Origin of the sequence: Clostridium sp. YIM B02551 (assembly GCF_022324735.1) — a bacterium.
Lineage (GTDB): Bacteria > Bacillota > Clostridia > Clostridiales > Clostridiaceae > Clostridium_T > Clostridium_T paridis.
In genome coordinates this window covers 54,089-74,019 of the sequence record NZ_JAKGTF010000014.1, presented here as the reverse complement: position 1 = coordinate 74,019, position 19,931 = coordinate 54,089, and the positions used below count along the sequence as shown (strand labels likewise).

The 19,931-nt window shown below is 30.1% G+C and carries 17 protein-coding genes and 1 other annotated feature (1 of these 18 cut by a window edge); of the genes, 14 read left to right on the top strand and 3 right to left on the bottom strand.

Features of this window, described 5'->3' with window-relative positions:
• Positions 1-183 (top strand) — a binding site (T-box leader); it begins 58 nt to the left of the window's first position.
• A 49-nt stretch (positions 184-232) separates the two neighbouring features.
• The 6 genes from L1S47_RS16535 (at position 233) to L1S47_RS16510 (ending at position 8,503) form a co-directional block, all read left to right on the top strand.
• Positions 233-2,875, top strand: a complete 2,643-nt coding sequence (locus L1S47_RS16535) for a valine--tRNA ligase (protein ID WP_238884921.1) — start codon at positions 233-235, stop codon at positions 2,873-2,875.
• A gap of 211 nt (positions 2,876-3,086) precedes the next feature.
• Positions 3,087-3,884, top strand: a complete 798-nt coding sequence (locus L1S47_RS16530) for an HAD family hydrolase (RefSeq protein ID WP_238884919.1) — start codon at positions 3,087-3,089, stop codon at positions 3,882-3,884.
• A 14-nt stretch (positions 3,885-3,898) separates the two neighbouring features.
• A complete protein-coding gene (locus L1S47_RS16525) occupies positions 3,899-5,203 on the top strand; it encodes a folylpolyglutamate synthase/dihydrofolate synthase family protein (protein ID WP_238884917.1) in 1,305 nt (434 codons plus the stop codon).
• A gap of 123 nt (positions 5,204-5,326) precedes the next feature.
• Positions 5,327-7,174: an LTA synthase family protein gene (locus tag L1S47_RS16520; protein WP_238884916.1), complete on the top strand. Its 1,848-nt coding sequence runs from the start codon at positions 5,327-5,329 to the stop codon at positions 7,172-7,174.
• 13 nt (positions 7,175-7,187) lie between these two features.
• Positions 7,188-7,433 (top strand): hypothetical protein, encoded by a 246-nt coding sequence (locus tag L1S47_RS16515; protein ID WP_238884914.1) that lies wholly within the window; start codon positions 7,188-7,190, stop codon positions 7,431-7,433.
• 185 nt (positions 7,434-7,618) lie between these two features.
• The gene (locus L1S47_RS16510) at positions 7,619-8,503 is read left to right on the top strand and encodes a YncE family protein (RefSeq protein WP_238884912.1); all 885 of its coding nucleotides are present in this window, start codon (positions 7,619-7,621) and stop codon (positions 8,501-8,503) included.
• Here the strand turns inward: L1S47_RS16510 and L1S47_RS16505 are convergent.
• The gene (locus L1S47_RS16505) at positions 8,492-9,016 is read right to left on the bottom strand and encodes a DUF4364 family protein (RefSeq protein WP_238884910.1); all 525 of its coding nucleotides are present in this window, start codon (positions 9,014-9,016) and stop codon (positions 8,492-8,494) included. The two genes, L1S47_RS16510 and L1S47_RS16505, sit on opposite strands and share 12 nt — an antisense overlap.
• Positions 9,017-9,474: 458 nt before the next feature.
• On the opposite strand from L1S47_RS16505, the gene L1S47_RS16500 reads away from it, so the two are divergent.
• Entirely contained in the window at positions 9,475-10,161 is a 687-nt protein-coding gene (locus L1S47_RS16500) for a single-stranded DNA-binding protein (RefSeq protein WP_202766470.1), read from the top strand.
• 287 nt (positions 10,162-10,448) lie between these two features.
• Here L1S47_RS16500 and dapD read toward each other — a convergent pair whose 3' ends face one another.
• The gene (gene dapD / locus L1S47_RS16495; protein WP_238884908.1) at positions 10,449-11,159 is read right to left on the bottom strand and encodes a 2,3,4,5-tetrahydropyridine-2,6-dicarboxylate N-acetyltransferase; all 711 of its coding nucleotides are present in this window, start codon (positions 11,157-11,159) and stop codon (positions 10,449-10,451) included.
• 137 nt (positions 11,160-11,296) lie between these two features.
• Here dapD and L1S47_RS16490 point away from each other — a divergent pair, with 137 nt between their 5' ends.
• The 7 genes from L1S47_RS16490 to L1S47_RS16460 all read left to right on the top strand — a co-directional run bounded on the left by L1S47_RS16490 (position 11,297) and on the right by L1S47_RS16460 (position 19,090).
• Positions 11,297-11,833, top strand: a complete 537-nt coding sequence (locus L1S47_RS16490; RefSeq protein WP_238884906.1) for a cob(I)yrinic acid a,c-diamide adenosyltransferase — start codon at positions 11,297-11,299, stop codon at positions 11,831-11,833.
• Positions 11,833-12,966, top strand: a complete 1,134-nt coding sequence (locus tag L1S47_RS16485) for a pyridoxal phosphate-dependent aminotransferase (protein WP_238884903.1) — start codon at positions 11,833-11,835, stop codon at positions 12,964-12,966. Before L1S47_RS16490 ends, L1S47_RS16485 begins: the two co-directional genes overlap by 1 nt.
• A 546-nt stretch (positions 12,967-13,512) precedes the next feature.
• Complete coding sequence (locus L1S47_RS16480; RefSeq protein WP_202766466.1) at positions 13,513-14,442, top strand: ABC transporter permease; 930 nt, start codon at positions 13,513-13,515, stop codon at positions 14,440-14,442.
• 16 nt (positions 14,443-14,458) lie between these two features.
• The gene (locus L1S47_RS16475) at positions 14,459-15,394 is read left to right on the top strand and encodes an ABC transporter permease (RefSeq protein ID WP_238884890.1); all 936 of its coding nucleotides are present in this window, start codon (positions 14,459-14,461) and stop codon (positions 15,392-15,394) included.
• Between the two features lie 11 nt (positions 15,395-15,405).
• Entirely contained in the window at positions 15,406-16,413 is a 1,008-nt protein-coding gene (locus L1S47_RS16470; RefSeq protein ID WP_238884886.1) for an ABC transporter ATP-binding protein, read from the top strand.
• A 3-nt stretch (positions 16,414-16,416) separates the two neighbouring features.
• On the top strand, positions 16,417-17,391 hold the full coding sequence (locus L1S47_RS16465) for an ABC transporter ATP-binding protein (protein WP_238884884.1): 975 nt from the start codon (positions 16,417-16,419) through the stop codon (positions 17,389-17,391).
• Positions 17,392-17,443: 52 nt separating this feature from the next.
• Complete coding sequence (locus tag L1S47_RS16460; RefSeq protein WP_238884882.1) at positions 17,444-19,090, top strand: peptide ABC transporter substrate-binding protein; 1,647 nt, start codon at positions 17,444-17,446, stop codon at positions 19,088-19,090.
• A 79-nt stretch (positions 19,091-19,169) separates the two neighbouring features.
• On the opposite strand, the gene dapB is transcribed toward L1S47_RS16460, so the two are convergent.
• The gene (gene dapB, locus L1S47_RS16455) at positions 19,170-19,931 is read right to left on the bottom strand and encodes a 4-hydroxy-tetrahydrodipicolinate reductase (RefSeq protein ID WP_238884880.1); all 762 of its coding nucleotides are present in this window, start codon (positions 19,929-19,931) and stop codon (positions 19,170-19,172) included.

Sequence of the window (19,931 nt, the reverse complement as noted above, 5' to 3'; positions counted from 1 at the left end):
AGGCTGTAAGGTTTTCTATATCTGTTATCTTGAAGGTAGCTTTTGAGCATCTTTGCTGAAAGTAAGTATACGTATTGTTTATTTATATTAAGTAAAGACGGTAGTTCTATACCGATAAAGTATTAAGAGTCTATAACAATTGTTGTAGAAAAAAAGGTGGTACCGCGAGTCTTCGTCCTTTTATAGGATTAAGGCTTTTTTTTATTTCACGTAGTATTTTAAGGAGGATAACATGAGCGAAAATAATATTTCAACAACCTATGATCCAAAAGAATTTGAGGAAAGAATTTATAAAATATGGGAGGAAAAAAAGTATTTTACTCCTGAAGTAGATAGATCAAAAAAACCATATACAATAGTTATGCCACCTCCAAATATAACTGGAAAGTTACATTTAGGGCATGCACTTGATAATACACTTCAAGATATACTAATAAGATTTAAGAGAATGCAAGGATACTGTACTCTTTGGCTTCCAGGAGAAGACCACGCTAGTATAGCAACAGAAGTTAAAGTAGAAAATGAATTGTTAAAACAAGGACTTGTAAAAAAAGAATTAGGAAGAGACGCATTCTTAGAAAAAGTATGGGAATGGTCAGATGAATATAGAGAAAGAATAAGAACTCAGCTTAAAAAAATGGGAGTTTCTGCTGATTTTACAAGAGAAGCTTTTACTATGGATGAGAATTTAAACAAAGCTGTTAGACATGTTTTTGTTAAATTATATAATGAAGGTCTTATATATCAAGGAAACAGAATTACAAATTGGTGTCCAAAATGTGAAACTGCTTTATCTGATGCGGAGATAGAATATAAAGAGCAAGAAGGAAACTTCTGGCACATAAAGTATCCAGTAAAAGATTCTGATGAGTTTATAGAAATTGCAACAACAAGACCTGAAACTCTACTAGGGGATACGGCTGTTGCTGTTAATCCTAATGATGAAAGATTTTCACATTTAGTAGGAAAAACTCTTATATTACCTTTAGTAGGAAGAGAGATTCCTATAATTGCAGATGAATATGTTGATATTGAATTTGGAACTGGTGCTGTTAAAATTACACCAGCTCATGATCCTAATGATTATGAAGTAGGAAAGAGACATGGACTTAATGAAATTAGAATAATGGATGATAAGGGAGTAATTAATTCTTTAGGTGGAAAATACGCAGGCTTAGATAGATATGAAGCTAGAAAAGCTATGGTTTCTGATCTTGAAAAAGAAGGATTACTTGTAAAAATAAAACCTCATACTCATAATGTAGGAACACACGATAGATGTAGTACAGTAATAGAACCAATCATATCAAAACAATGGTATGTAAAAATGGAATCTCTTGCTACACCTGCATTAGAAGTAGTTAGAGAAAAGAAAACAAAGTTCATACCTGAGAGATTTGAAAAAGTATATTATAACTGGATGGAAAACATTCAAGACTGGTGTATTTCTAGACAACTATGGTGGGGACATAGAATTCCTGTATTCTACTGTGATGAATGTGGAGAACTAATGGTAAGCGAAGAAAAACCAGGTTCATGCACAAAATGTGGATCTAATAAGATAACTCAAGATAGTGATGTTTTAGATACATGGTTTTCATCAGCCTTATGGCCATTTTCAACATTAGGTTGGCCAGATAAAACAGAAGATTTAGATTTCTTCTATCCTAATTCAGTACTTGTTACAGGCTATGATATCATATTCTTCTGGGTTGCTAGAATGATATTCTCTGGAATTCACAATATGGGAGAAACACCATTTGAAAATGTTCTTATTCATGGTATCATAAGAGACTCTGAAGGAAGAAAAATGAGTAAATCTCTTGGTAATGGAGTAGATCCATTAGAGGTAATAGACACTTATGGTGCTGATGCACTTAGATTTATGCTTGTTACAGGAAATGCTCCAGGAAACGATATAAGATATTATCCAGAAAGAGTAGAGTCTGCAAGAAACTTTGCTAATAAGATATGGAATGCGTCAAGATTCTTAATGATGAATTTAGATAAAGATTTAATGAATAAGTATAAAGACGAAAAAGATTATTCATTAGCTGATAGATGGATTTTATCTAGATGTAATACATTAATTAAGGAAGTTACAGATAACTTAGAGAAGTTTGAATTAGGAATTGCATTGCAAAAAGTTTATGATTTTATGTGGAATGAGTTATGTGACTGGTATATTGAATTAGTTAAACCTGTATTCTATGGAGAAGATGAAAAAGCTAAAGGAATAGCATACAATGTAATATATGATGTACTTCAAACAGGATTAAAACTTCTTCACCCAGTTATGCCTTTTATAACAGAAGAAATATATACTCATTTATGTGATGAAAGCGAGTCAATTACTATTTCAAGTTGGCCAGAATACAACGAAGGCTTAGTTGATGCAAAAGCAGAAAAAGAAATGGGATATATAATTGATGCTATTAAATCATTAAGAAATGTAAGAGTTGAAATGAATGTACCACCATCAAGAAAAGCAAAGGTTGTTGCATATATAAATAAAGAAGCAGAAGAAGCATTTAAAAATGGAATAAGCTACTTTGAAAAATTGGCTTCAGCTTCTGAGATGGAATTTATAGAAAATAAAAATAGTGCTCCAGAAAATTCTGTTTCAGTTGTAGTTGAAGTTGGTGAATTATTTATGCCACTATTAGATTTAGTTGATAGAGAAAAGGAATTAGATAGATTAAACAAAGAAAAGACTAAACTTGAAGGGGAAATTAAAAGAGTAGAAGGAAAACTTTCAAATGAGAGATTTACTGCAAAAGCTCCTCAAGATGTAGTTGAAGCTGAAAAAGCTAAAGGTGAAAAATATAAAGAAATGCTTGAAGCTGTACTTCTAAGAATTAAAGCGTTAGGTTAATATTAAATAAACAAATATAGTAAAAGTTACCCTAAGACAATTTCAAAGTCTTAGGGTTTTCTTTTTGAATGAAAACCTTTAATGGGATTTACTAGCTTAGTTAATAATAATTATCATTTGTAATATTAAGATTATATGTGTTAAAATCAAATTGTAACAGTGACGTAATACTAAAATTAATATATATAAAGAAACATTAGGAGGAAAAGATATGATTAAGCTAATTGCAAGTGATATGGATGGAACATTATTAAATTCAAAAGGGCAATTGCCTAAGGATTTCTTTAAGATAGCTAAAAAAGTTTTAAATAAAGGTGTAGTTTTTGTTGCTGCAAGCGGAAGACCATATCATACTTTGAAAAATAATTTTCATGAAATAAAGGATGATATTCTTTTCTTAGCTGAAAATGGTGCATATGTAATGTATAAGGGTAAGGAACTATACTCCTCAACTATGTCAAAAGAAAAGGTTGATAAAATTATTGAAGAGGCCAGAAAAGTTCCAGAAACCAATATAGTTTTATGTGGTAAAAAAAGAGCTTATATTGAAAATAGTGATGATGAAGTATTTATGGAAGAGTTTAATAAATATTATCATGAATATGAAAAAGTTGATGATTTACTTTTAGTTGAGGATGATATTATTAAAATATCAATTCATGATAAATTAGGTTCTGCAGAAAATTCTAATAATATAATAACTCCTGTTTGGGGAGAGGAATTTCAAATCACAGTTTCAGGACAAGTTTGGTTAGATATAGGAAAGAAAGGTATAAATAAAGGGAAATCACTAAGAACTATTCAAAGATTGCTAGGAGTTCAAAAAGAAGAAACAATGGTTTTTGGAGATTATTATAATGATGTTGAAATGTTAGGGGAAGCCTATTATAGTTATGCGATGAAAAATGCTCCAGAGGATGTAAAATCATATAGTAGATTTATAGCAAAAACTAATGATGAAGAAGGAGTAATTCAAGTAATAAAGGAAAAGGTGTTAAAAGAAGCATAAAAGTTGGAGGAAGTATGGAATATAAAAATTGTATTGAATATATTCATAGTTTAAATAAGTTCGGTATGAATTTTGGATTAAGTAGAACGGAACGGTTACTTGAGCTATTAGGTAATCCACATAAAAAAATAAAATTTATTCACTTAGCAGGTACTAATGGCAAGGGCTCAACCACAGCTATGATAAGTAATATATTAAAAGAAGCAGGATATAAGGTTGGTATGTTTACTTCTCCATATTTAGAAGAATTTGAGGAACGCATACAAATAGATGGAGTTAATATTCCAAAAGAACATTTGACTAAGTGTGTCAATGAAATTAGGGAAATTGTTGATGTAGTTGCTGATGAAGGCTTAGGTCAACCTACAGAATTTGAAGTAATTACATGTATAATGTTTAAATATTTTTATGATATGAAAATAGACTTTGGAGTAATAGAGGTTGGACTTGGTGGTAAGCTAGATTCAACTAACGTATTAACACCTATTTTAACTGTTATAACTTCAATTAGTTTCGATCATATGAATATTTTAGGTAATACCTTAAAGGAAATAGCTAGTGAGAAAGCTGGTATTATTAAAGAGAATGTTCCAGTTATATTATATCCACAAGAGCGAGAAGCATTAGAAGTCATTAAAGCTAAAGCAAAGGAATTAGGATCAAAAATATATAATGTTAATCCTATTTCTTCAGAATTCTTAGGAGTGCTACAAAAGGATTCTAAAGTATTTCAAAGAATCAAATACAATATAGAAAATAAAAGTTTAGAAATAAACTTACCTTTACTTGGTAAACATCAAGTTGTGAATTGCTTAACTGCAATAACAGCAATAAAGGTTTTATCAGAACTTGGTGAGATATCTATAAGCGATAACGATATTTATAAAGGTTTAGAAGAAGTAGAGTGGAAGGGTAGAATGGAACTACTAAGTGGTAAACCTTATATACTAATTGACGGGGCTCATAATATAGATGGAATAAGAAAACTTAAAGAAAACCTAAAAACTTACTTTAATTATAAGAATTTAGTATTGATTTTGGGAATATTAGCTGATAAGCAAGTAGATGAAATGATTAGGGAAATATGCCCTTTAGCTAAAGAAGTTGTTGCAGTTACTCCACATTCAGACAGAGCAGAACTTTCTGAGGTTTTAAGGGATAAAATCCTAGAACAAGAAATAAAAGCTATTTCCATGGATAATTATGAAGAGGCATATAGATATGCTGTAAGTAAAATAGCTGAAGATGATATGCTTTTAATTTGTGGCTCACTTTATATGATTGGAGATATGAGAAAGATAATTAGAAAAAATATTTGATTAAGTTATATATGTAAATAAAGCTCGGAAAATACCGAGCTTTATAAATTTAAGAAAATATTTAAAATTTAAAAAAGAAATTGATGATATAATTAATATACTTATTAATAACTGGAGGTAATTATGCTAGCATATAATACTAACAAGGAAAAAAGATTCTTGGGAACATTTAGAGATACAATAAAAGATATAGTTCATAATAAGTATTTTATAATTACATTTATACTTATTTTCTTTAAATCTATTTTATTTATGGCGTTAATTTCAGATGATAAAGCAAATGGAATTAACCCTATGAGGGTGTTTTATTCATATCCACCTTTTTTAGTTTATTTTAGTTTTATATTAATATTTTTATCCTTTGGATTTTTATTTTCCAAAAAAGGACAAGCAGTTAGTTTTTTAATACTTAATGTGATATTTACAATATTTGTGATAGGTGATTTGTGGTACTTTAGAAGTAATTCTTCATTTATATCATTATATATGCTAAAAATGACAAGCAATCTAGATAATTTAGGTTCATCAATTATTTCTATGGTCAGGTTAATAGACTTAGCTTTTATTATTGATATTGTTATCTTATTAATTATGATAATAAGAGATAAGCAAATTAAAGTAAAAAGAAATTTGGTAGCATTTCTAATAGCCTTTATATTACCTATCCTTTATCTAACATATGCTCATATTAAAATAGATACATATAATAAAGGGTTTGAAAATCAGATGATATTTAGAAAGAGTTGGAGTCCGAATCAGACTATATCAAATTTAACTCCAATTGGATATCATATTTTCGATTCATATAATTATTATAAGGAATCTAAGCCATATGAACTTTCAAGTGAAGAAAAGAAACAGACTGAAGATTGGTTCTCAAAAAAGAAAGAAAATCTTCCTGATAATAAGTATTTTAATAGTATGCAAGGGAAAAATGTTCTTATAATTCAATGGGAATCATTAGAGAATTTTGTAATTGGCCAAAAAGTTAATGGACAAGAAATTACTCCAAATCTTAACAGGATTCTAAAGAATTCTTATTATTTTGATAATTTTCATGAACAAACATGGAATGGTACAAGTTCTGATGGGGAGATAGTTACGAATACATCAACACTACCAGTTAGAGAAGGCGCCACTGCATTTAGATATCCAGGAAATCAGTATCAATATTCTTTCCCAAATATTTTTAAGAATATGGGATATTCAACTTTTGCTTCTCACCCTGATAAAGGGTCATATTGGAACTGGATGCCAGTACTTAAATCAGTAGGATATCAAAAAACAGCAGATTCAACAAATTATAATATTGATGAAGTAATTAACTTAGGAATTAGTGATAGAAGTTATTTAAGTCAATATGCCGATAAGCTAAAAGAATTAAAAGCCCCGTTCTTATCTTATACGGTAACATTAACTAGTCACTCGCCATTTGAATTACCAGAAGCTGATAAAACATTAAAGCTACCAAGCAATTTGGAGAACACAAAACTTGGAGGATATTTTCAGTGTATTAATTACACGGATAAATATATAGGTGACTTCTTTGATAAATTAGATAAAGAAGGAATTCTAAAAAATACTGTTGTAGTAATTTACGGAGATCATGAAGGTGTTCATAAGTTTTATGGAGATGAAGTTCAAAAAACAAGTGGACTTGAGCCATGGATGAAAGAAAATAATAGAGAAGTTCCACTAATTATATATAATGACAGTATATCTGGAGAAGTTAAACATGTTCAAGGTGGGCAAGTTGATACTTTACCAACTGTTGCATATCTATTTGGGGTGAACTTAGATAAAGAAAGCAATAAAACAGTAGGACGAAACTTACTAAATACAAAGAAAGATTTCACGGTGCTTGAAACAAGAGAATTTATAGGAACAGAATCCTATAAAGGGGAAAAAGAAGATATGCTTAAGGCTATCGATTTAAGTGATAAGCTTATTAGGGCTAATTACTATAAGTAGTAGGAGGAATAACGTGAAGAAAATATATTATTTTGCAGCATTGATACCATTAATATTTCCTATAATATCAAAGGAAGATTTAATTCCATGGGTTATTGCAATATATTTTATATATAGAAGCTTTAAGAACATTGAAAGTTTAGAGAATACTATTAAACGTAAGATATTTACTAATGTAATGTTATCGGGAGCTTTCATTCTAGTATTTAATGTAGTTTCCAGACTGATAGAAAGCTATTTAGCAAAAATGCTACTTTAAAAATAGTTATGAATTTATAAAAGGCTAATAACAAAATTACTTTTGTTATTAGCCTTTCTGTTTTTATAATACTGGAGCATAGGTGTTTAATGGTATTTTATTAAAATAATATTAGAAAAAATTAATATCATTTATATAATAAGACACATATATTGTAATACAAAAGATAAGGAGGGTGAAGTTAGGTGGAAGGACTTTGCATTTGTAATACTGCTTCTAATTCGTTAAGTTTTATAGATCTAAATAATTATAAGCACATAGTATGTCCTATAGTCTTAGGAGAATGTCCCTCAGGCCCACATGGATTATGTTTATGGGGAGAAAATATTATTACAGCAAATAGTTATGGTGATTCCTTATCAGTAGTTTCCATAAGATTAAAAAAAGAAATGGAAAACTTATATATTGGATCACATCCAAATGATATCAAGGTTTATAGGAATAAGGGTTATGTTTTATGTGGTGAGAGTAATAGTTTAATCATAATTGACTTAATTAGCAAAAAAATTATGAAGGAAATATCCTTAGGGGTATATCCTCACTTTATGTATATAAATAAATCAGGTAAGGCAGCAATAGTAAATATGGACTCGAATGAAATAACAATTTTTGATTGTAATCAAGATGAGAAGATAATAAATATACAAGTTGAAGAAACACCTACAAAATGTTATATATCTAAAAACGATGAAGAAATATATGTATGTGAAAGTAATTTGGGATTAAATAGAAGAGGTAGTATATCTATATATGATTTCAGAAGTGGTAAAAAAGTTAATGAATATAAAGTTGGGTTTGGGCCTGTAGATTTTTATTATAGTGAAAATTATATATATGTTTCAAATTTTGAAGAAGGAACTGTTGGATTTATAGACGTAGATAATGAGGGATATACAGATATTAAAATCGGTGGTATGCCAAGAGGGATTATTGAAGTTAAAGATAGAGTATATGTTGCAGATAATTTTAAGAATAAACTATATATAATTAATAAAGCTAGAGAAATAGAAAAAACCATAACTTTAGGAAAAGAACCTAATGATATGGTTTATTATAACTTACTGGATTAAGGCATTTATAATTTTAGTGTAAATTTCAGAAGAGTCTTCCTTCCACTTATGACAAAGATCAACTGCTTGCTTTTTTGAAGCAACACTTAATTTAATATCAATTAACAAGGAGTCATTTTCTAATGCTTTTAGATTAACTAAAAAGGAGTTATTATTATCTAGAGTGTAGTCACTATGAATAGTAAGCTCCTTTTTAATTTTTTCACTTTTTTCTTTAATATAATCATCCAAAATTGATAATTTTGATGAAGATATTCTATCTCCGAAGAAATCTAATACGCTATTTCCTTTAGAGGTTAAATGTATAAAACTTTTTTCATTAACCTCTTCATATTTAATGAAATCAGTTGTAACTAAATCATTTATATATTGCTGGAGAGTGAAGTAGTTTATAAAACTAGTTTCTAAAACCAAATCAGTTAATTGAGTTTTGGTTAATGGATATTTTATATTTTTAACTATATATAAAAGTATTAACTTATTTTCAGCTAATTCTAGAGTGTTTTCCTTCATATTGCCCTCCATTGAATTTGTATAATAAATTGAAATCAGAAAAGTCTATAATGTGTATTTTGATTTTACTTTCTTAATTATAGCACAAAATATTGGGTTTGTAAGTAATGAATATTAAATAAACATAATATATATAGATTAAAGGGCTAATATTTTATCATTAATTATAATAATAATAAGTAAGAGTCAAAATTCACAAGTAAGGTAAAAAATAATTAGGATATTACGATAATATACTTAAAAGCTGGAAATATACTGTATAAATTGAATTTATTATATAATATTAATTGTGCTAAGTATTATATAAACAACTTTTTTTAGAAAAATTAATTGTGAATTTTAATCAATTTTATTGAAAAAATAAAAAGAATTGTATTATAATTGATGTATATCTAAAAATTTCCTATAATTGGCTTTTGATAAAGTTTTTATAAAAACTAATGGAGAGAGGGGTAAAGATGGACAATTTAATGTTAAACAATAAGATTTATTTAGAGGGGAAAGTATTATCAAAGTTAGAATTTTCACATGAGATGTATGGTGAGGGATTTTACAGCTTTAATATGGAGGTTCAAAGACTATCGGATTCTGTTGACGTTTTAAGTATAACAGTTTCTGAAAGACTTTTAACTGAAATAGAATTAGAGATAGGTATGGATATAATAGTTGAGGGACAGTTAAGAAGCTATAATAAATTTGTTGATGGTTCAAACAGATTAATATTAACTGTATTTGCAAGAAATATTATACCTTGTCTAGAAAGAAGTAAAAATCCTAATGAGATTTTCCTAGATGGATACGTTTGTAAAGAGCCAGTTTACAGAACAACTCCTTTTGGAAGAGAAATAGCAGATTTGTTACTAGCAGTTAATAGAGCTTATAATAAATCAGATTACATTCCTACAATTGCTTGGGGAAGAAATTCAAGATTTTGTCAAACACTAGAAGTAGGAGACAATATTAGAATTTGGGGAAGACTTCAAAGTAGAGAATATCAAAAGAAGATTGGGGAAAATCAAGTCATAAAAAAAGTTGCTTACGAAGTTTCTATTTCTAAAATGGAAAAAGTTCAAAAGGAAGACGAAAGCTGTCTTGAAAATGAAGAAAGTCAAAGTTTGCAAGAAAATACTTCATTTGGAGCGTAGCAAATAGTTTTTATATAAAGAAATAGGGATTATAGGTATAAAAAAACCTGGATATGAGAATATCCAGGTTTAATTTTTTACTCTTTACGAGGAATTTATAATATTTTAGGCTCAAGATAACATCATAAGTTTGAATTATTATCTAAGAATTTGCTAGACGCCCCTAAAGAGTAAAAAAAGAATTAGTCGCCTGCCAATTTTTCCTCACATGCGTTTGGAAAGGCAGATCCGAGGAAAGGCAGATGCGAGAAAAAAATCGACAGCTCACAATCGCCTTGACGATTTTTTTATTTTCTTAAATCATCTAATATCTTTGTTTTATCCTTTGTCTTATCATCAACTTCTTTAATGATCTTTGCAGGTGTTCCAGCCACCACTACACCTTCTGGAACATCTTCTACAACAACAGAACCAGCTGCAACAACAGAACCGTTACCTATTTTAACTCCTTCAAGGATAACTGCATTTGCTCCTATAAGAACGTCATCACCTATAATGCATGGCTCTTTTGAAGGTGGTTCTAAAACTCCGGCAACAACAGCTCCAGCCCCTAGATGAACTCTTTTGCCAAGTTTTCCTCTAGCTCCTACAACGGCGTTCATATCAACCATTGTACCTTCACCAATTTCTGCACCTATATTTATTACTGCCCCCATCATTATTACTGCATTTTTTTCAATTTTTACTTTGTCTCTTATTATAGCACCTGGTTCAATTCTTGCATCGACCTCTAGTAAGTTCAACATAGGTACTGCAGAATTTCTTCTATCTATTTCATCCCTGAAATGTCTGATTTTTTCTTTGTTATCAAGAATTAATTTTGTGATTTCATCGCTTTCTCCATATAGAACATAAAAATTTGCTGATCCATACCACTCAATATTTCCAAAATCACAACCACTTAAATCACCATTTATGTACACTTTAACAGGTGTTGACTTTTTAGCTTCTTTTATGAATCTTGCAATTTCATATGGATCTGTAAAATTATAACTCATGTGATCACCCCTTCAATGAATTTTGTATGTAAATTATGCTATAATAAGTATAATTATAAACAATTATCAGTACTCTTAAAAGGGGGAAAATGCAAATTATTCATTTTTACATAAAATATTACTAAGGAGTGAATCAAATGAAACTAGAAAAAGGAATGATTCAAATATATACGGGAAATGGAAAAGGTAAGTCAACTTCAGCAATTGGTCAAGGGATTAGGGCAGCTGGAAATGGACTTAATGTTATAATGATTCAATTTTTAAAAAGCAATGAAACAGGTGAATTAAAAATATTAGGAAATCTTGTAGAAAACTTTAAGGTTATAAGAATGGAGAGTAAAAAAGATTTCGTATGGAATTTAAACAAAGAACAAATTGAAGAACTTAAAATTGAAATAAAAAATGAGTACAATTATGCGTTAGAGCTGTTGAAGAATGAAGAATGCGATGTGTTAATACTAGATGAAGCATTTGGAGTGCTTAATAATGGTTTTCTGAATGAAAATGATATAATTAATTTGTTTGAGAATAAAAGAAATGAAACAGAAATTATATTAACAGGAAGAAATGCGCCTCAATCAATTATTGAAAGAGCAGACTTGGTAACAGAAATGGTTGAAGTAAAACATTATTTCTCAAAGGGAGTAAGAGCTAGAAGGGGGATTGAATTTTAATGAATAAAAATGTCGAAAAAGTTGAAATATCAGGAATTCGAAAATTTTTTAATTTAGTTAATGAAGTAGATGGGGCTATATCTTTGACGCTTGGACAGCCGGATTTCAATGTGCCTGAGAGCATTAAGGCTGGAATAGTAAAAGCGTTAGAAGAAAACAAGACAGAATATACATCAAATGCTGGAATACTGCCCTTAAGAGAACGAATATCTTCATATCTAGAAAGCTTAGGAATTTCATTTTTGGCTGATGAAATATGTATAACAATTGGAGGGAGTGAAGGATTATATTCAGTATTATCTGCGCTTATTGAACCAGGTGAGAAAGTACTAATACCTGCTATAGGATATCCTGCATATGAGAATATATTAAAAATAATAGATAGTGAGCCAGTAACATATAGTTTGAATGAGGATTTCACACTAAATATAGAAGATATAGAAGATAAGATTAAGAAATATGGCATTAGGAAAATTATATTATCCTACCCATCAAATCCTACTGGAGCGATTTTATCTTTAGAAGATAGAAAAAAAATTGCTGAATTAATTAAAAAATATGATATAATTGCTTTGACAGATGAAATTTACAGTTCTTTATGCTATGATGAGTATTATTCAATAGCTCAAGTTAAAGAATTAAAAGATAATATTATATACATAGGTGGATTCTCCAAGATGTTTTCTATGACTGGACTTAGAATTGGTTTTATTGGAGCTTCATCTAAATATATGAAGGAAATTATGAAGGTACATCAGTATAATGTCTCATGTGCTCCATCAATTATTCAATGGGGAATTTATTATGGATTTGATTTGGCATTAGAAGATTTAGATAGAATGAAAAAATCCTTTGTAGAAAGAAGAGATTTGGTTTATAATAGATTAAAAAGTATGGGAATAGAAGTAGTAAAACCTAAAGGGGCATTTTATATATTTCCATCAATTAAGAAATATAATATTTCATCTAAGGATTTTTGTGAAAAACTTCTATTTGAAAAGAAACTTGCCTGTGTTCCAGGGGATGCTTTCGGGGTAGCAGGTGATGGATTTTTTAGAATAAGCTATTGTTATTCTAAAGAGAGTTTGATTGAAGCTTTGTATATAATTGAACAATTTATTTCTGAAATATAATGTTATAAAGAAAGATGCCAATGAAGGTGTTTCATAAGTAGTATTAATTACTCGATTTTGAAACATCTTCTTTTTATATAAAAGCATTTATTAATTAAGATAAATATATTCTAAATAGACAAATTATAGTAGTATAATGTTAATAGAAATATATTTTTATTGAAATTATTTCAAGGAATGGTTAAAATTATTATTAGGTTTATATATGATAAAACACAATTTTAATATTTTTATAAAAATATTAAAATGATATCTATAAGTATATATTTTTATTAATTTTAATGTTTACAACCATACTAAATTAAGGAGATGATTTGGACTGATAAAGGACCTAAAAACTTGAAATGGCTGATATAAAAGGATACAAACGTTTTCTATTTTTGTACTGTATATGAGAATTAGTTAAAAAAATAATTAGTAAATTAACAAAGTACTAATGAAAGTTAATAAATATTACTATATTATATTGACTTTTAACGATAATATAATATAATTGTAATTGAATTATTTGTATGTATTTGGCGAAAGGTAAAGAGGAGGAATAACATGTTAAAGTATGTGCTTAAGAGATTGGTTGCAAGCATAATAACCATTTGGGTTGTTGTTTCAGCTACATTCTTCTTGATGAGATTCATGCCTGGTGGTCCATTTGATGGTGAAAAGATGACCGCTCAGACAAAAAAGAATTTGGAAGTTAAATATGGTTTGGACAAGCCACTTGGAGAACAATATATTAATTATTTAGGGAATTTAGTTAAATGGGATTTAGGTGACTCAATTGTTACTTATCCGGGTAGAACAGTAAATTGGATAGTAAATTATTCATTCCCAGCTTCTGCAAAAGTTGGTGCATTATCAATAGTAGCATCTTTAATTATAGGTATTTTACTTGGAATAGTATCTGCCTTAAAACAAGGAAAGTGGCAGGATCAATTTTGTATGTTCTTAGCTACCCTAGGAGTTACCATACCGAGTTTCGTTATTTCGGCGGTATTAATTTATTACTTTGCAGTTCAATGGAAACTGCTTCCGGCAACAGGCTTTTCAGGTCCTAAAAATTATATAATGCCTGTGATAGCGCTTGCAGGTTCATCAACAGCATTTATTACAAGATTAACAAGAAATAGACTTATAGATGTATTAAAAGCAGATTATATAAGAACTGCTAAGGCAAAAGGGTTAAGTGAAACTACTGTCATATTTAAGCATGCGCTTAAAAATTCAATGATTCCTGTAGTAACATATATGGGACCGCTTATAGCTGCAGTACTTACTGGATCATTTGTTGTAGAAAAAATATTTTCTATTCCTGGTCTTGGAAGAGAATTTGTTCAATCTGTTACAAATAGAGACTATACAACTTTACTGGGAGTAACAGTATTCTTTTGTATATTCCTAATAGTTGCAAATTTTGTTGTAGATATTTTATACGTCCTTATAGATCCAAGGATAAAACTAGAAAACTCAGAATCATAGAATTGGAGGGAATAAAGTGGAATTTTCAAAAGAATTATTTGAGCCATTAAGTAGTGAAGAAAAGAAAATTGAACAAATCGCTAGACCTTCAGTAACTTATTGGCAAGATGCATGGAGAAGATTAAAAGGAAATAAGGTAGCACTTATATCTTTAGTTGTAATAGTAATAATTACATTGCTAGCAATTTTTGTACCTAGTTTTTCTAAGTTTGATTATGCTAACAATGATTTAAATTCAGCAAATTTAAAACCATCTGGAACACATTGGTTTGGAACAGACCAATTAGGTAGAGATGTATTCGTTAGATGTATGTATGGTGCAAGATATTCAATGATAATAGCTTTCGTATCAGTTGTTATAAACATAGTTATAGGAATTATATACGGAGGAATATCTGGATATTTTGGTGGTAGAATTGATAATATAATGATGAGAATAGTAGATATATTATACGCTATACCTACTACAATTATAGTTGTATTATTAATGACTGTATTAAGTAAACCTGGTGAGGCTGGTGGTAGCGATTTAACAAGTATAATAATTGCACTTGCGGTTACATACTGGTTAAACATGGCTAGAATTGTAAGAGGAGAAATTCTTCAACTTAAAAATCAAGAATTCGTACTTGCTGCTAAAACTTTAGGAGCATCTGGAAGTAGAATAATATTTAGACATTTAATACCTAATGCTATGGGTTCAATTATAGTTACAATGACATTATTAATACCTTCTGCTATATTTACTGAAGCATTTTTAAGCTTTATCGGACTTGGTATCTCTGCGCCAAAAGCTTCATTAGGAACGTTAGCTAGTGATGCTATGGGAGCTATTTACCTTTTCCCATATCAATTATTCTTCCCATCTTTAATGATTTGTTTAATCATTTTAGCCTTTAATTTATTTGGAGATGGATTGAGTGATGCTTTAGACCCTAAAATGAGAAAGTAGGAGGAACGATTATGAGTAAATTACTAGAAGTTAAAGATTTGAAAACCTCCTTTTTCACTCATGTTGGAGAAGTTAAGTCTGTAAGAGGAATTTCTTTTTCACTTGAAAAAGGGGAAGCTTTAGGAATAGTTGGAGAATCAGGTTGTGGTAAAAGTGTTACCATGATGAGTATTATGAAACTATTGCAAGAGAACGGGAAAATAACCGATGGAGAAGTAGACTTCAACGGAAAAGATATAACTAAGTTTAGTGAGAAGGAAATGGAAAAAATCAGAGGAAATGAAATGGGAATGATTTTCCAAGATCCTATGACAAGCTTAAACCCAGTTTTCACAGTTGGACAACAACTTACAGAACATTATATTAAACATAAAAAAGTGTCTAAGGCTGAAGCTGATAAGAAAGCAATAGAAATGTTGAACTTAGTAGGTATACCTTCACCAGAGAAAAGAATGAAACAATATCCGCATGAATTTTCTGGTGGTATGAGACAAAGAGTTATGATTGCAATGGCACTAATTTGTGAGCCAAAGCTACTTATTGCAGATGAACCTACAACTGCATTAGATGTAACTATACAGGCTCAAATACTTGAACTTATGAAAAAGCTTAAGGATGAATTAGGAACTTCAATAATTCTAATTACTCACGATTTAGGAGTAGTTGCGGATGTATGTTCAAAAATAAATGTAATGTATGGTGGACTAATAGTTGAAACAGGGGATGTTAGAGAAATATTCTACAATCCAAGACACCCATATACATGGGGGCTTTTAGGTAGTGTGCCTAATCCTAAAAAACTATTAAAAGAAAAATTAACACCTATTGAGGGTCAACCACCAGATTTATTAAACCCACCTGCAGGATGTCCATTTGCGGCTAGATGTAAATATGCTATGAAGGTATGTTTAGAAAATCAACCACCATTAATGGAAATTGGTGAAAATCATAGAGCTGCTTGTTGGTTAAATCATCCAAATGCGCCTAAGGTAGAGTCACCTATTAAGAAGGGAGAATAACCAATGAAAGAAAATAAAGTGATTTTAGAAGTAAAAGAGTTAAGTAAATTCTTTCCTGCTAACAAAGGAATATTTTCTAAAAAAAGCTATGTTAAAGCAGTTGATAGAGTTAGTTTCTCCATAAATAGGGGTGAAACTTTAGGTTTAGTAGGTGAATCAGGATGTGGTAAAACTACAACTGGTAGAACTGTACTTAAGTTATATAATCCTACTTCAGGTAGCATAATTTATGATGGTAAAGATATTACTAATTTATCAACTAAAGAAATGATACCATATAGAAAAAAAATGCAAATGATATTCCAAGATCCATATGCATCATTAAATCCAAGAATGACTGTTGGAGATATTGTTGCAGAAGCTTTGGATATTCATAATATATTGCAAGGTAATGAAAAATTAGATAGAGTAAGAGATCTGTTGAATAAAGTTGGATTAAATGGAGACCATATTAACAGATATCCACATGAATTCTCAGGTGGACAAAGACAAAGGATAGGAATAGCTAGAGCATTAGCTGTTGAACCAGATTTTATTGTCTGTGATGAGCCGATTTCAGCTTTAGATGTATCTATTCAAGCGCAAGTTGTTAATATGCTTGAAACATTACAAGAAGAATTAGGACTGACTTATTTATTCATTGCGCATGATTTATCAATGGTAAAACATATTTCTACACACATTGGGGTAATGTATTTAGGTAGAATGGTAGAAAAAGCAGAAAGCAATAAACTTTATGCAAAGCCACTTCATCCTTATACTCAAGCTTTATTATCAGCGATTCCAATCCCTGATCCAGATGAAGCTAAGGAGAAAAAGAGAATAGTTTTAGAAGGAGATATTCCTTCACCTATCGATCCTCCACCAGGATGTAGATTTAGAGGAAGATGTAAATATGCTAAGCCTATTTGCGCTGAGGTAGATCCAGAAATGAAGGATGTTGGAGACGGCCACTTTGTTGCCTGTCACTTATATTAAGCTTATAATTGCAAAGCAATTATTATAAATAATTTATTAAGGGGGAAAATTTATGAAAAAGACTCAGTTAAAAAGAGTTTTTGCTACTTCTTTAGCAGTAGCATTAAGCTTATCTGTATTAGCTGGATGTGGAAAGAAAGAAGATGCATCAGCTAACGTTCCTCAAGTTATAAAATATAACTTAGGTGCGGATCCTAAAACTTTAGATCCAGCTCTAAATTCTGCAGTTGATGGAGCTATAGTTTTAGTTAATACTTTTGAAGGATTAATGAAACTAGATGAAAAGGATAAACCAATACCAGGTGTTGCAGAAAAATATGATGTAAGTGCTGATGGTTTAACTTATACTTTCCACTTAAGAGATTCTAAGTGGTCAGATGGTTCAGCTGTAACAGCTAAGGATTTTGAATATGCTTGGTTAAGAGCATTAGATCCAGCTACAGCTGCTGAATATGCTTACCAAATGTATTACATTAAAAATGGTGAAGCTTTCAACACTGGAAAAGCTAAGAAAGAAGATGTAGGAGTTAAAGCTATAGATGATAAAACTCTTGAAGTTAAGTTAGAAAAACCAACTTCATACTTCTTATCATTAATGGCATTCCCAACATACTTCCCAGTAAAACAAGATGTTGTTTCTAAGGATAAGGATTGGGCTACAAAACCTGAAACTTATATCACTAATGGTGCATTTAAGATGAAAGAATGGAAGCCAAAGGATTCTATCACTTTTGTTAAGAATGATAACTATTATGATACAAAAGATGTTAGCTTATCAGAAATTGATTATAAATTAATTTCTGATGAAACATCAGCATGGGCTTCATACAAAGCAGGAGATCTTGATATGACAGATACAGTTCCTTCTGTTGAAGTACAAAATGCTTTAGCTGATAAAACAGCTACAAACTTCCCTAACTTAGGATCATATTACTATCACTTTAATGTGTCTGATAATGCTAAAAATGTAAACGCAGATGCTGCAAAAGTATTAGCAAATGTTAAGGTTAGAGAAGCATTAAACCTTGCAGTAAACAGAAAAGATATAACAGAAAAAGTAACTAAGGGTGGTCAAATTCCTGCATTCTCATTCGTACCTCAAGGTATTACAGATGCTAATGGAAAAGACTTTTCTAGTAAGCAATACTTTAATCCAGAGGGTGATGTTGCTAAAGCTAAACAATTATTAGCTGAAGCTGGTTACGCAGATGGTAAGGGATTCCCAACTTTAGAATTATTATATAACTCTGAAGGTGGTCATAAAGATATAGCTCAAGCTATTCAAGATATGTGGAAGAAGAACTTAGGTATTAACGTTGAACTTAAGAACCAAGAATGGAAAGTATTCCAAGTTACAAGAAAGCAAAAGAACTATGAACTTGCTAGAGGTGGTTGGTTAGGTGACTACGTTGATCCAATGACATTCTTAGATATGTGGACTTCTGATTCAGGTCAAAACGACTCTGGATACAAGAACGCAGATTACGATGCTTTAATAGAAAAAGCTAAATCAGAAACTGATGCAGCAAAGAGATCAGATTATATGCATCAAGCTGAAGATCTATTAATGAAAGATCTTCCAATACTACCAATCTACTACTATACAGCAGTTAAAGGTGTTAAAGACTATGTTAAAGGTGTAAGAGTTTCTCCATTAGGATTCATATACTTTGACAAAGTAACTATAGCTAAACACTAAAAAATAAAAAAAGAGGCGTAACGCCTCTTTTTTATTTTTCAAACTATAGAATAGAAAAAGTACTGCAAATGCAGTACTTTTAAAACTTTAGATTTAAAACGTCATCCATATTATAAAGCGAAGGTGAAGTAATACCAGCCATATATTCACACGCTTTTAAAGCACCTACAGCAAATACTTCTCTTGATATTGCTTTATGAGTAAGTTCTATAACTTCTCCAGTTCCTGCAAAAATAACTTCATGATCGCCAACAATACCTCCGCCTCTTACAGCGTGAATTCCAATTTCAGAATGTTGTCTTTTTGCAAGACCATCTCTACCATTTACAAAGTGAGTTTCCTCTTTAATTGAATCCTTTATAGTATCAGCTAATAGAACAGCCGTACCGGAGGGAGAGTCTAATTTTTGATTATGATGTTTTTCCACGATTTCAATATCATAATTATCATATAAAAATGGAGTTACTTTTCTTAATATATTATTAATTAGATTAATTCCTATACTCATATTAGCAGAACGGAATATTGGAATTGTTTTTGAAGTAGTACTTATTAATTTTAAAGCTTCCTCATCAAAGCCTGTAGAGCATATAACAATTGGCTTATTGTTTTTAATTGAAAAATTAAGCAAGTTATTAAGTGCTGCAGCAGATGAAAAATCTAGTAGAACATCATATTCTATATTACATTCATCTAAAGATGAGAAAATAGGGTATTTAAGCTCTGGTGCAGTATATTTATCAATGCCACCTACAATTTCTAAGTTAGGAAAGTTGGCGCACGTTGCAGTAATTACTTTCCCCATTCTTCCTGAACAACCATGTAGTAATATTCTTATCAT